The organism is Cupriavidus sp. SK-4, assembly GCF_000611125.1.
GTDB lineage: Bacteria > Pseudomonadota > Gammaproteobacteria > Burkholderiales > Burkholderiaceae > Cupriavidus > Cupriavidus necator.
On the sequence record NZ_JFJW01000103.1, the window covers coordinates 1 to 13,062 of the forward strand.

Consider the following 13,062-nt stretch of genomic DNA (forward strand, 5'->3'; position numbering starts at 1 on the left):
GTCGGAGGCATCGCATGGGGCATCGGCCTGGCCGGGGCCATTGCCATTTTTGGCGACTGCGACTGGAACAATGGCGGGGTACACGTGGAGCACCACAAGGCCCGGAACATCGACCGCAATTTCGACGCCAGCAAGTTCGAGGGAGGCCGCTGGCAGCACGACGCGCGGCACCGCCAGGGTGTTGCCTATCGCGACAATGCCACACGGGAGAGATACGGCCGGAGCATGGCCGATGCGGCGGGCCGCAACAACTTTCGCGGGCGCGATGCTACGGGGGGCCGGGACAATGGCTTCCAGGGCGTGGGCAGTGGCGGCAAGGCGGTGCAGCGTGATGCCAGCCGCGGAAGCGCGAGCCTGCATTCAGGCTCCGGCCGCGCCGGCGGTTTCGGCGGTGGCTTTGGCGGCGGACGAGGTGGCGGCGGACGACGTTAGGGAAGCAATGCCAGTTTCGGGCGGTGCAGGTCGCGTTCCTCTGGTCGGCGGTTGGGCTGCCCTGTCTGCATCCGGAACTCCATCGACTCTTCTGGGAAGGATCGCAAGATGCTCACCAAACTGAAAGCGGCGTTCCTCTACTTCAATAGCGTGGTCCCGTTCCGGCTGGGCCCCGCCCTGATCACGACGGCCGTGCTGATCACCCTGCTGCTGCTGCCTGTGCCAGAGGGGCTCACGCCCAAGGCTTGGGGCCTGGTTGCCATCTTCCTGACCACCATCGTTGCGATCATCCTGAAGGTCATGCCTATCGGGGTGATGGCGATGATGGCCATCGTGGTCCTCTCGTTGTCGCAGGTGACCTCGACCTCGTCCAAGGGGGCGATCGCCGATGCGCTGACCGCTTTCGACAGCCCGCTGATCTGGTTGATCGTGGTGGCCATCCTGATCTCCCGCGGCGTGAAGAAAACCGGCCTGGGCACCCGTATCGGCCTGATGTTCATCGCCCTGATGGGGAAACGAACGATAGGCATCGGCTATGGCCTGGCCACCTGCGAGCTGGTGCTGGCGCCCTTCACACCGAGCAATACCGCGCGCGGTGGCGGCATCGTGCATCCGATCATGAAGTCGATCGCCAACGCATTCGACTCGGACCCGGCCAAGGGCACGGAGGGCAAGGTCGGCACCTACCTGGCGTTGGTCAACTATCACGCCAACCCTATCTCCTCGGCGATGTTCGTGACCGCCACCGCCCCGAACCCGCTGGTGGTGGACTACATCGCCAAGGCGACCAATCAGAATCTGCATCTGAGCTGGACGAGCTGGGCACTTTGCATGTTGGTGCCCGGCCTGCTATGCATGCTGGTGATGCCGCTGGTGATCTTTGTGTTGTCGCCGCCGCAGCTCAAGGCCACACCCAATGCGGTGGAATATGCGCACGCCGAAATGGCGAAGATGGGTCCAGTGTCGCCGAAGGAAATGGTCATGATATTCACTTTCGCGCTGCTGCTGCTGCTATGGGCCAACGTTCCGGCGATGGTGTTCGGTCCGTCGCTCACGCTGGACCCGACGGTGGTCGCCTTGGTCGGCCTGTTCGTGCTGATCATCACTGGCACCCTCGACTGGGACGACGTGCTGTCCGAGAAGAGCGCCTGGGACACGCTGATATGGTTCGGTGCGCTGATCATGCTGGCCGAGCAACTGAACAAGCAGGGTGTGATCGGGTGGTTCTCTAAGGACATGAGCGACGCGATCGTGGCCAGTGGCATTGGCTGGGGTGGCACGGCCGCGATCCTGGTGGCGGTCTTCGTGTTCTCGCACTACCTGTTCGCCAGCACGACCGCGCACATCAGTGCGATGATGCTCGCCTTCCTGACGGTCGGAGTCCAACTGATACCGCCAGAGTATGTGGTGCCGTTCATGCTGCTTATGGCGGCCGGCTCGGCGATCATGATGACGCTGACCCATTATGCGACAGGCACCTCGCCGATCATCTTCGGCAGCGGCTTTGTCACGATGGGAACCTGGTGGCGCGTCGGCTTTGTGATGTGCGTGGTGGAGCTGCTGATCTTCGCCGTGGTCGGGAGCGTCTGGTGGAAGGTGCTTGGCTTCTGGTGAACACGCAGCCGGACGACGCCCGATGACCCGCTCGTGATCCCGCCAGGTCGACGCGTTCGGCCGCTTCTTCGCCTCGCTCTGAACCCGGAGACGCAAAATGCCATCCGTAACGTCCGACGGTGTTTCGATCCACTACGAGGTCAAGGGCCAGGGTTCGCCCGTGCTACTCCTGGCGGGGCTTGCGGGAGTGGGCGCATCCTGGGGACCACAGATCGACCTGTTCGCCGGGCATCACCAGGTGATCGTGCCGGATCACCGCGGCACCGGCCAGTCCGAGCGCACCGCGCGCGACATGACGATTACGCAACACGCGCGGGACATGGCGCGGGTCATCGAGGCAGTCGGGTGTGGGCCGGTCCATGTGGTCGGGTCCTCAACCGGAGGCGCCATCGCGCAGTTGCTGGCGATCAATCACCGCGAACGATTGCGCAGCGCGACCATTGTCTCTTCGATTGCTCGCGCGGACGCGTTCTACCGCCGCCAGTTCGATATGCGGCGACGCATGCTGACCGATTCCGGCCTGCGCGCGTCCACCGAGGCGAACGCACTGTTCCTGTTCGACCCGAAATTCAGCCGCGAGCACCCGGAGCAGGTGCAGGCCTGGGTGAATGCCGCATCGGCCGGCACATTCGACCCGGAGATCGGCTTTGCCCGGATCGACATGATCGTAGGGCACGACGCCTTCGATGATCTTCCATCGATCACGACACCGACGCTGGTACTGGTAGGCGAGCGCGACTTCTGCGCCCCGCCGCACTTCTCTGCGGAGCTTGCAGCGCGGATTCCGGGAGCGGAATTTGCCATCCTGGACGGTGGCCATTTCATCTTCCTCGAGAAGCCGGTACTACTGCACGACACTGTGGAAGCCTTCATTGCCAGGCACGAACGATGATCGGTTCGAGGGCGCGGCGCCAACATGCCATGTCATGGCTCGCCGCCCCCCCCCCCCCCCCCCCGCCTCTGCCTGCGCCGGGGCCGCCCCGTCCTCGCGCAGCCAGACAATGAACTCGGCGCCCTGTCCCACCGCGCTCTCCACGGTAATGCGGCCGCCGTAGCGCTCCACCAGCGCATAGCTGATGGAAAGCCCCAGGCCCGTCCCCATCTGCTTCTTGGTCGTGAAGAACGGATCGAACAGGTTGGGCAGGTCTTCTTCCCGGATGCCGTGGCCGGTGTCGCGCACATGCAGCGTCACGCCCTGCCCGTCCCAGTCGCGCGTGCCCAGCGTGAGCGTGCCGCCCTCGGGCATGGCGTGGATGGCATTGGTCAGCAGGTTGACCACCACCTGCTGCAACTCGCTGCGGCTGATGCGCACCTGCCGCGAGGCCAGGCAGTCCAGCTCGACCCGGATCGACGCGCCCTTCAGCATGTGCTGGACCAGGTCGACGCAGCCAGCCGCCACTTCACCCACATCCAGGCGCTCCATATTGCCGGCGTAGGCCTCTGGCCGGACAAACTGCAGCAGCCGGTTGGTCAGCAGGTGGATACGCCGCACCTGCTCGTCGATCAGCCTCAGCTCGTGCCGGACTGGCTCAGCAGCCGGGCCAAGGATCTCGCGGGCCACGTCCAGGTTGCCCTGGATGACCGCGATCGGATTGTTGATCTCATGGGCCACGCCCGCAGTAAGGTGCCCTGCGACGGCGAGCTTCTCTGACGTGATCAGCTGCTGCCGGGTGGCGCGCAGCTCGGCGTTTGCGTCCTCCAGCTCGCGCGTGCGCTCGGCCACCTTGCGATCGAGCGAGTCCGCCCACTCCCTGAGCTGGTCATTGCGCTGCCGCAGAGCCGACAGCAGCTGGTCGAACTGGCTGGCGAGCTGGCCCAGTTCGTCATCGCTGCACACCGGGCCCACGCGCGCATCGGCGTCGCCCGCCTTCAGCTCCTGCATGGTGCCGACCATCCGCGCCATCGGCGCGAACACGCGCCTGGCCCAGAGCAAGGCCAGCAACGACCCCGCCACGCCCAGCAGCAGGAACAGGCCCACCAGCACCCCAAAAGCCAGGTTCTTCACCTGGCCGATGGGCCTGGCAAGATAGCCAACATACAGCATGCCGATCCGCTCGCCGCGGCTGTCCATGATCGGCTCATAGGCGCTCATGTACCAGTCGCTGACCACGAACGCGAGGTCCAGCCATTTCTCCCCGCGCAGCAGCACCTTGTCGCGCACCTCGCGGGAGACCCGCGTCCCCAGGGCCCGCTCGCCATGGAACAGCCGCACGTTGGTGGCAATGCGCGTGTCGTCCAGGAACAGGGTCGCCGTGCCCTCGCTGCCACGAGGCAGGGATTCCGGCTGGTAGACCAGCGCGTTGATCGTGTCGATGAAGCCGAGGTTGTTGTTCAGCAGCGTGCCGCCATGCAGGATCGCCACCAGCGTTCCCGCCTCGTCAAACACCGGTGCGGCTGCGTGCATCACCATGCCGCGGCTTTCCTGTGTCCTGTCGGTCTGCGCTGCGTTGGCGGTGGGGCGTAGCGCTACCTGTGCGCGTCGGGCAAGCTCGCTGGAAGCCGCGGCCAGTTGCGTGGCAGACCATGCGTCCGTGGCGGCGTCCGTGCGGCCGGCGGCGGCGCTGGCCACCACGCGCCAGGCTGCGTAATCCGACCCTGCCGCGCGGGCAGGCGCAGCGGCAAGCAGCCGCCCTTGCGGATCGAGCAACTGCAGGAAATCGAGCCCATGCGTGCGCCGCGCGTCGGCCAGGATCCCGGGCATGGCGCCGCGGCGGCGAAGTCCGTCCACCAGCGCATATGACCTCGCCTCCTGCAGGACACGGTCGCCCACGCCGCCCACCATATGCTCGAAGTACTCGTGGGCGACCAGCAGGTCGCTGTTGACCTTGTAGGCCAGCAAGGCCTGGAACGCGCGATTGCCCCACAACCCCATGATCAGCAGCAGCGCCACCAGCGCCACCAGCAGGGGCGCGACCACGATGGACACAAGCTTGGCCCGCAGCGAGGCGCGATAGCGGCGCAGCAGCGCAGCCGGGCTCAAGGACGCAGGCCCCACTGCAGGCATTTGCGGTCCAGCGTGCGGCGCGAGATGCCAAGCCGGCGCGCCGCTTCCACCCGGTTGCCGCCCTCGGCTGCCAGCACCTGCAGGATGTGCCGCCGCTCCACCGACTCCAGCAGCGTGCCGTCGTCGGCCGGCATGGCTGCGTCCTCGCGCTCCGCTTCCGGCAGGTTGGCCTGAGCCGGATCGGCCTGGTGCGCCAGCAGCTCGACCGGGTATTCGCCAAGGATCAACGCGCGCTCCACCAGGTTGCGCAGTTCGCGCGCATTGCCTGGCCAGTCGTAGCCCTTGAGCACCCGCATCAATGAGGGCGACAGCGGCACCGCGGGCAGTCCGAGCTGGGCCGACAGCTGCTCCGAGAAATGATCTGCCAGCGGCACGATGTCTTCCGGCCGCGTGCGCAACGGCGGGATGGCGACGGACACGACGTCGAGCCGGTAGAACAGGTCCTGGCGGAAGCGCCCGGCGGTGACCTCGTTGGCCAGGTTGCGGTTGCAGGCCGCGACGATGCGCACGTCCACGGCAATCTCGCGCTCGGTGCCGAGCGGCCGGATGCGCCGGTCCTCGATCACCCGCAACAGCTTGGCCTGCATCGCCAACGGCAGCTCCGAGATCTCGTCCAGGAACAGCGTGCCGCCGTCGGCATAGAGAAACAGGCCATGGCGCCCCCCGGCCGCGCCGGTGAAGGCACCCTTGGCGTGGCCGAACAATTCGCTTTCGATGATCTCGGGCGCCATCGCGCCGCAGTTCAGCGGCACGAACTGGCCCTGCCTTCCGCTCAGCCGGTGCAGTTCGCGCGCCACCACTTCCTTGCCGGTGCCGGACTCGCCCGTCACCAGTACCGTCGATGGCATCGGTGCCACCCGTGCCACCAGCGCCATGACCTTCTTCATCGCTTCGGACTCGCCGATGAAGTGCTTGTGGATGGTGTACTTGTCCAGCTCGCGGCGCAGCAGGTAGTTCTCACGCGCGAGCCGGGTCCGGTCGAAGCAGCGCCGGATGGCATTGAGCATCTGGTCGACGCGGAACGGCTTGACGATGAAGTCCGCTGCGCCCGAGCGCAGCGCGGCGATTGCCGTGTCCATGTCGGCGAAGGCCGTCATCAGGATCACATCGGCGGGGTTGCCGGCCGCGCGCAGTGTCTTGAGCCACTCCACCCCGCTGATACCGGGCAGCGCCACATCTAGCAGGATCAGGTCGAAATGCCGTTGCTCCAGCAGCGCGGCACCCGCTTCGGCGCTGTCGGCCGTCACCACGCTGCCCACCTTGCCTTCGAGCGCGCGCGACAGGAACGAACGCATGCCAGCCTCGTCGTCCACCACCAGGATCGTGCGGCGCTGCCAGTTGTCGGCTTCAGCGGCGTTGCTTTGTCTTTCGTTCATCACTTTAGTAGTTGCGGGGGCAAGGGAAGAGTCTAGCGACAGTGCGCTATCCGCCTGTATTGGGAGTAAACCGAGCCAGCTCCGCAAACCGCGGCCAGGGATGGACAGTTTGGCCCGCGCGCGGGGCCTGTGCCAGGACATTTTGTCCACGGCTGCGCCGGATGGCCCGGTCAGCGCGCGGCAAGCCATTGACGGCAAACGGAATCCGCCATGGGCATGGCTTTTGCTGAACCACGCACTCCAGCCCATCGCATCACGCGCAAGAAGAGGCTGCCACTTCCAGGTAGGAGACAACTTCATGTCATACCCCGCGCAAGCGCAAACGCCCTCGCAGAAGTCCCAACACGCGTCGCCGTCCCGGCCAGCGTCACGCCCGTCGGCCTTCTCCAAGGAGGCCATCATCGCCCGCCCCGGCTTCAACCGCTGGATGGTGCCGCCCGCCGCGCTGGCGGTGCACCTGTGCATCGGCCAGGCCTATGCCTTCTCGGTCTTCAACGAGCCGCTGACCCGGATCCTCGGCGTCACGCAGTCCGCGCCGGGCGACTGGCAACTGACCACGCTGGGTTGGGTGTTCTCGCTGGCGATCTTCTTCCTTGGCATCTCTGCGGCGTTTGCCGGCAAGTGGCTGGAGAAGGTCGGGCCGCGGAGAACCATGTTCACGGCCGCTTGCTGCTTCGGCGGCGGCTTCCTGGTGTCGGCGCTCGGCATCTGGCTGCACCAGATCTGGCTGCTGTACCTGGGCTACGGCGTGCTGGGCGGGATCGGGCTGGGGCTGGGCTACGTATCGCCGGTGTCCACGCTGATCCGCTGGTTCCCCGACCGCCGCGGCATGGCCACCGGCATGGCAATCATGGGCTTCGGCGGCGGCGCGATGATTGGCGCGCCGCTGTCGGTCGCGCTGATGAACACCTTCAAGAGCGCGACCAGCGCGGGCGTGGCACAGACCTTCCTGGTGATGGGCGTGGTCTACTTCATCTCGATGTCGATAGGCGCGCTGGCCATCCGCATCCCGCCCCCGGGTTGGGCGCCCCCGGGCTACGTACCCACCACCAAGGCCCGCAAGATGGTCACGCACGCCCACGTGCACATCGACCAGGCCCTGAAGACGCCGCAATTCTACCTGCTGTGGGTGATCCTGTTCCTGAACATCACCGCCGGCATCGGCGTGCTGGGCCAGGCTGCGGTGATGATCCAGGAAACCTTCAAGGGCAGCATCACTGCGGCAGCCGCCGCCGGCTTCGTCGGCCTGCTCAGCATCGGCAACATGACGGGGCGCTTCCTGTGGAGCTCCGCCAGCGACTACTTCGGCCGCAAGATCACCTATGCCATCTTCTTCGCCTTCGGCGCCGCGCTGTACATGGCGGTGCCGGCCGTCGGCTCGTCCGGCAACGTGGCCCTGTTCGTGCTCTGCTACTTCCTGATCCTGACCATGTATGGCGGCGGCTTCAGCACCATTCCCGCCTACCTGGCCGACATGTTCGGCACGGCCTACGTCGGCGGCATCCATGGCCGCCTGCTGACCGCCTGGGCCGCCGCCGGCATTGCCGGGCCGGCGCTGGTCAACTACATCCGCGAGCACAAGCTGGCCATGGGTGTGCCCAGGTCAGAGGTCTATGTCGACACCCTGCACATCATGGCCGGCCTGCTGGTGGCGGGGTTCGTCTGCAACCTGCTGATCCGGCCGGTGCATGAGCGCCACCACCTGCGCGAAGCCACCAGCGCAGCCTGAGCGCCACCGCGGCTTCCGATACCAATACACAGGAGACACCACCGTGCAAGACGACCGAACCTTCGGCAAGACGCTGCTGCTGCTCGCGTTCTGGGCCTATGTGCTGATCCCGCTGGGCGCGGGCATCTGGTCCACCCTCGGGAAGGCCATGAAGCTGTTCAGCTGAACGCTCGCGCCGGCCGTCCGCTGCGTACCGATCCATCTTCGCAGCGCACGCCAGAGCAGCCTCCTGACCGGTGCCGCGGGATCCTGTCGCATGACTGTGATCCCGCGCAATCGCGTCATCTGTACCGGTGGCACGAGGTGCCTGGCAAGCGCTGCTTCCGGCCTGAAGAACTGAGCTTGAACGGTTCCGCAAGAACTGTATCCCTAGCGGGCAGGCTGTAGTCCTTACGCTTGTCCGTAGTCTCGCGCGACACGCCGTCGTGCCGGCGGCAACCCCACGGAGAGCACTTCGATGTACGGACTCACAGCCCTGGAACTCGCTCGAATCCAGTTCGGATTCACGGTTTCCTTCCACATATTATTTCCCGCCATCACCATCGGGCTGGCATGTTTCCTGGCGTTCCTGGAAGCACGCTGGCTCTACACCAAGGACACGGTGTACCGGACCCTGTACCAGTTCTGGATCAAGATCTTCGCGTTGAACTTCGGCATGGGGGTCGTTTCCGGCCTGGTCATGGCCTATGAGTTCGGCACCAACTGGTCGGGCTTCTCGCAATTCGCGGGCAGCGTCACCGGACCGCTGCTGACCTATGAGGTGCTGACCGCCTTCTTCCTGGAAGCGGGCTTCCTTGGCGTGATGCTGTTCGGCTGGAACCGGGTCGGGCCGGGGCTGCATTTCTTCTCGACGGTGATGGTGGCGCTCGGCACCATGATTTCCTCCACCTGGATCCTGGCATCCAACAGCTGGATGCATACGCCGGCCGGCTACGTCATCGTTGCCGGCAAGGTGGTGCCGACCGACTGGCTCGAGGTGATCTTCAACCCGTCGTTCCCCTACCGCCTGGCGCACATGGTGATCGCCGCGCTGCTGTCGACCGCACTGTTCGTGGCGGCATCCTCGGCCTGGCAGCTGCTGCATGACCGCGCCGTTCCCGCCGCCCGCAAGATGCTGTCGATGGCCCTGTGGATGGTGCTGATCGCTGCGCCGATCCAGGCGGTGGTGGGCGACGCTCACGGCCTCAACACGCTGGAGCACCAGCCCGCCAAGATCGCGGCGATGGAGGGGCACTGGAACACCGCCGCCAAGGATGACAAGGGCGGCTTCCCGCTGATCGTCTTCGGCATCCCCGACATGGAACGCGAGGAAACCCGCTACGCCATCGAGATTCCGCGCCTGGGCAGCCTGATCCTCACGCACAGCCTTGACGGCCAGATCCGTGGCCTGAAGGACTTCCCCAAGGAAGACCGCCCCAATGCCACGGTGCTGTTCTTCACCTTCCGCACCATGGTTGGCCTGGGCGTGGCGATGATCCTGTTCGGCCTGCTGGGCTGGGTGCTGCGCCGCAACGGCGCGCTGTACCGGTCCAAGGCCTTCCTGCGCCTCGCGGTGTTGATGGGCCCCGCCGGCCTGATCGCGCTGCTGGCCGGCTGGATGACCACCGAGATCGGCCGCCAGCCGTGGGTGGTCTATGGACTGCTGCGTACCCATGATGCCGTTTCCGCGCATGCGGCCGGCCCGGTGGCGCTGTCGCTGGCGCTGTTCGTGGTGATCTACTTCGTCTGCTTCGGCGTGGGCATCCGCTACATGCTCAAGCTGGCCAGCGCCGGCCCCGCCCCCGACGCGCACCCGCACGAAGAGCCGTCCTACGGACCCGGCAGCGTCGTTCCCGCCGCCATCGCCGCGGCTTCCACACCCAACCCGATGGCCCCGCACGGCCAGCGCGAATCCTGAACAGGTGATCAACATGGGTATCAACCTTCCCGTTATCTGGGCCGCCCTGATCTTCTTCGGCGTGATGATGTACGTCATCATGGACGGATTCGATCTTGGCATCGGCATTCTCTTCCCCTTCGTCGGCGACCGTCATGACCGCGACGTCATGATGAACACGGTGGCGCCGGTCTGGGACGGCAACGAAACCTGGCTGGTGCTGGGCGGCGCGGCGCTGCTGGGTGCCTTCCCGCTGGCCTACTCGGTGCTGCTCAGCGCCTTCTACCTGCCGCTGATGTTCATGCTGATGGGCCTGATCTTCCGCGGCGTGGCCTTTGAATTCCGCTTCAAGGCCAGCGACCGCAGCCGCCCTTACTGGGATGCCGCGTTCACGTGGGGATCGGTGGTTGCGGCCTTCTTCCAGGGCGTGACGCTGGGCGCCTATATCGACGGCATCACCATGGAGGGCACCACCTTCACCGGCGGCGCGCTCGACTGGCTGGCGCCGTTCCCGATCTTCTGCGGCGTGGGCGTGGTGATCACCTATGCCTTCCTCGGGGTCACCTGGCTCATCATGAAGACCGAGGGCCGCCTGCAATGGACCATGCTGCGCGTGACCAACGTGCTGACCGGCGTGATGCTGGCGATGGTCGCCGCGGTGAGCGTGTGGACGCCGCTGACCCATCCGGAGATCGCGCAACGCTGGTTCGCGCTGCCCAACCTGTTCTTCTTCCTGCCGGTGCCGCTGCTGGTGCTGGTCTCGGCCTTCGGCATCTACCGGTCCCTGCGCAACCACCCGAACGTGTCGCCGTTCATGTATGCGCTGCTGATGATCTTCATGGGTTATACCGGGCTTGCCATCAGCATCTGGCCCAATATCATCCCGCCGTCGATCTCGATCTTCGATGCGTCGTCGCCCCCGCAAAGCCAGGGCTTCGCGCTGGTCGGCACCCTGTTTATCGTGCCGATCATCCTGGCCTACACCTCCTGGTCCTATTACGTGTTCCGCGGCAAGGTCAAGCGCGGGGAGGGGTACCACTGATGGCCAGGATCCTGCATTCGCGGCTGGCGGCCCGCCTGGGCTGGCTGCTGGCCCTGTGGCTGGCAGGGGTCGGCACGGTCTTCGTCTGCGCCAGCCTAATGAAGCTGCTGATGCGCGCAGCCGGGCTTGCCAACTGAAGCCATGCCGTCCTCAAGCCCGCTCTCCCGCCCCGCGCTGCCCGCGCGCACCGCAAGCGTGTTCGACACGCTCGCGGCAGCCTGGGCGGGACGCGCCGACCTTGCACCCTGGCTGCATTCGCTGAAGGTGTTCGGCGCGGCAATGCTGGCGCTCTACGTGGCGCTGGCGCTCGGGCTGCCGCGGCCCTACTGGGCCATGGCCACCGTCTACCTGGTGTCCAGCCCGCTGGCCGGCGCCACCTATGCCAAGGGCACCTACCGCGTCTTCGGCACGCTGCTGGGCGCCGTGTGCGCGGTGGCGCTGGTGCCCTGGCTGGTCGACGAGCCGGTGCTGCTGATGGCCGCCATCGCGTGCTGGACCGGCACCCTGCTCTACCTGTCCTTGCTGGAGCCGGCGCCGCGCAACTACATCTGCCTGCTGGCCGCCTATACGCTGCCGATCGTGGCGCTGCCGACGGTCACCAACCCGGCCACAGTCTTCGACGTGGCCCTCACCCGCATCGAGGAAATCATCATCGGCATCGTCTGCGCCAGCGTGGTCAGTGCGGTGGTCTTTCCCTCGCGCACCACGCCGGCGCTGGCCGCGCGCGCGTCGGCGTGGCTGGACCACGCCTCGCGCTGGATCATCGACGTGCTGGCCGCCGGTGCCAGCGCGGGCCAGCGCCATGACAGCTTCAGCCTGCTGGCCGCCGATATCCTGGCAATGGAAACCCAGCTGGCGCAGCTGACCTATGAATCCGACGGCGCCCTGACCCTGCGGCGCGCACGTGCCCTGCACCAGCGCATGACGGCCCTGCTGCCGCTGGTGCTGGCGCTGGCCGATGCCGCCAGCGCCTTGCGCCGGCATCCGGCGGGCATGCCTGACACTGTCGCGCAGCGCATGCGCGCCACGCTGGCCTGGATCGCCGGCGACGCCGGCGCGTCCCGGCCCCCGCCTTCCTGGTACCCGGCAGGAACCACGCCCGCCGCACCCGCGGACTGGCATGCACGGCTGGTCGCGGCGACCTGCACCTACCTGGATGAGCTGGGCGACCTCTGGCAGGACTGCCGCGTACTGCAGGCCAGCCTGCGCCAGGGCGGGAGCGAGCCCACCGCGCTGCGGTACCGCGTGGAACCGGCCGGGCAGGCCCGGCACCATGACCACGCGCAGCTGTTGTTCCGCGGCGCCACCGCCGGCTCGGCCACCTTCGTCGCGGGCCTGCTGTGGATGGTGTCGGGCTGGGTCGACGGCGCCGTCCCGGTCGGCCTGGCCGCGCTCGCCAGCTGCTTTATCGCCACCACCGCGGAGCCGCGGCTGATGGCCGGCCGCGTGATCGCGTGGAGCATCGGCTGTGCGTTGCTGTCCTGGTATTACCAGTTCGTGGTGCTGCAGCTGGCCCATGACTTCGGCTCGCTGGCCGCCCTGCTGTTCGGCCCGTACCTGGTCATCGGCGCCATGACCACGCAGCCGCGCAATGCGCTGTTCGGCGTGTTGCTGGCGGTCACGGCGGCGTCGTTCCCGGGCCCGCAGCACCTGACCGCGGCCAGTTTCGCCGGCATCTTCAACAGCAGCCTGGCAAGCCTGGCGGCGCTGGTGTTCTCGGCCTTGTGGGCGGTCCTGATGCAGCCCTTCGGCCAGCAGCTGGTGGCCTACCGGCTGGCCAGGGCCAACTGGAACGAGATCGCGCTGGCAGCGCACCCGCGCGCGCCGGTCAACAGCGCGCGGCTGCGCGGCCGCATGCTGGACCGGCTGCTGCGCCAGTGGCCGCCATTGACCCGCCGCAACAATGCCAGCGACAGGCAGGCCGGCAGCGCCGTTGCCGACTTCCTGGTCGAATCCGCCGCGCTCGCGCTGCGGCGCGCCCCCGCTGGC

Annotated in this window: 10 protein-coding genes and 1 pseudogene; 9 read left to right on the forward strand and 2 right to left on the reverse strand. The window is 66.8% G+C overall.

Annotated features, from left to right (window positions below; translation table 11 throughout):
• The 3 genes and pseudogenes from CF68_RS23125 to CF68_RS23135 all read left to right on the forward strand — a co-directional run.
• Positions 1-432: pseudogene (locus CF68_RS23125) on the forward strand (DUF3300 domain-containing protein); the annotation flags it as partial.
• 108 nt (positions 433-540) lie between these two features.
• A complete protein-coding gene (locus CF68_RS23130) occupies positions 541-2,046 on the forward strand; it encodes a DASS family sodium-coupled anion symporter (protein ID WP_035823328.1) in 1,506 nt (501 codons plus the stop codon).
• 97 nt (positions 2,047-2,143) lie between these two features.
• Positions 2,144-2,938 carry an alpha/beta fold hydrolase gene (locus CF68_RS23135; protein ID WP_035823330.1) on the forward strand — a complete coding sequence of 265 codons (795 nt, stop codon included), beginning with the start codon at positions 2,144-2,146 and terminating at the stop codon, positions 2,936-2,938.
• On the opposite strand, the gene CF68_RS23140 is transcribed toward CF68_RS23135, so the two are convergent.
• Positions 2,891-5,050 (reverse strand): cache domain-containing protein, encoded by a 2,160-nt coding sequence (locus CF68_RS23140; protein ID WP_235205860.1) that lies wholly within the window; start codon positions 5,048-5,050, stop codon positions 2,891-2,893. The two genes, CF68_RS23135 and CF68_RS23140, sit on opposite strands and share 48 nt — an antisense overlap.
• Positions 5,023-6,426: a sigma-54 dependent transcriptional regulator gene (locus CF68_RS23145; protein WP_051591643.1), complete on the reverse strand. Its 1,404-nt coding sequence runs from the start codon at positions 6,424-6,426 to the stop codon at positions 5,023-5,025. Before CF68_RS23145 ends, CF68_RS23140 begins: the two co-directional genes overlap by 28 nt.
• A 298-nt stretch (positions 6,427-6,724) precedes the next feature.
• Here CF68_RS23145 and CF68_RS23150 point away from each other — a divergent pair, with 298 nt between their 5' ends.
• From CF68_RS23150 to CF68_RS23165, 6 genes are all read left to right on the forward strand, one after another.
• Positions 6,725-8,155: an OFA family MFS transporter gene (locus tag CF68_RS23150; RefSeq protein ID WP_035823332.1), complete on the forward strand. Its 1,431-nt coding sequence runs from the start codon at positions 6,725-6,727 to the stop codon at positions 8,153-8,155.
• Between the two features lie 43 nt (positions 8,156-8,198).
• The gene (locus CF68_RS39000) at positions 8,199-8,321 is read left to right on the forward strand and encodes a hypothetical protein (protein WP_010809255.1); all 123 of its coding nucleotides are present in this window, start codon (positions 8,199-8,201) and stop codon (positions 8,319-8,321) included.
• A 291-nt stretch (positions 8,322-8,612) separates the two neighbouring features.
• Complete coding sequence (locus CF68_RS23155; protein WP_035823334.1) at positions 8,613-10,052, forward strand: cytochrome ubiquinol oxidase subunit I; 1,440 nt, start codon at positions 8,613-8,615, stop codon at positions 10,050-10,052.
• A 13-nt stretch (positions 10,053-10,065) separates the two neighbouring features.
• Entirely contained in the window at positions 10,066-11,073 is a 1,008-nt protein-coding gene (gene cydB / locus CF68_RS23160) for a cytochrome d ubiquinol oxidase subunit II (RefSeq protein WP_035823342.1), read from the forward strand.
• The gene (locus CF68_RS36415) at positions 11,073-11,210 is read left to right on the forward strand and encodes a DUF2474 family protein (RefSeq protein ID WP_084187397.1); all 138 of its coding nucleotides are present in this window, start codon (positions 11,073-11,075) and stop codon (positions 11,208-11,210) included. The genes cydB and CF68_RS36415 overlap by 1 nt, the downstream gene beginning before the upstream one ends.
• Positions 11,200-13,062, forward strand: a 1,863-nt coding sequence (locus CF68_RS23165; protein WP_235205861.1) for an FUSC family protein, incomplete at its 3' end; no start/stop codon positions are given. The genes CF68_RS36415 and CF68_RS23165, both read left to right, overlap by 11 nt.

Coding starts and splice junctions, on each gene's coding strand:
- CF68_RS23130 (WP_035823328.1), top strand. CDS start 541: ATGCTCACCAAACTGAAAGCGGCGTTCCTCTACTTCAATAGCGTGGTC.
- CF68_RS23135 (WP_035823330.1), top strand. CDS start 2,144: ATGCCATCCGTAACGTCCGACGGTGTTTCGATCCACTACGAGGTCAAG.
- CF68_RS23140 (WP_235205860.1), bottom strand. CDS start 5,050: ATGCCTGCAGTGGGGCCTGCGTCCTTGAGCCCGGCTGCGCTGCTGCGC.
- CF68_RS23145 (WP_051591643.1), bottom strand. CDS start 6,426: ATGAACGAAAGACAAAGCAACGCCGCTGAAGCCGACAACTGGCAGCGC.
- CF68_RS23150 (WP_035823332.1), top strand. CDS start 6,725: ATGTCATACCCCGCGCAAGCGCAAACGCCCTCGCAGAAGTCCCAACAC.
- CF68_RS23155 (WP_035823334.1), top strand. CDS start 8,613: ATGTACGGACTCACAGCCCTGGAACTCGCTCGAATCCAGTTCGGATTC.
- cydB (WP_035823342.1), top strand. CDS start 10,066: ATGGGTATCAACCTTCCCGTTATCTGGGCCGCCCTGATCTTCTTCGGC.
- CF68_RS36415 (WP_084187397.1), top strand. CDS start 11,073: ATGGCCAGGATCCTGCATTCGCGGCTGGCGGCCCGCCTGGGCTGGCTG.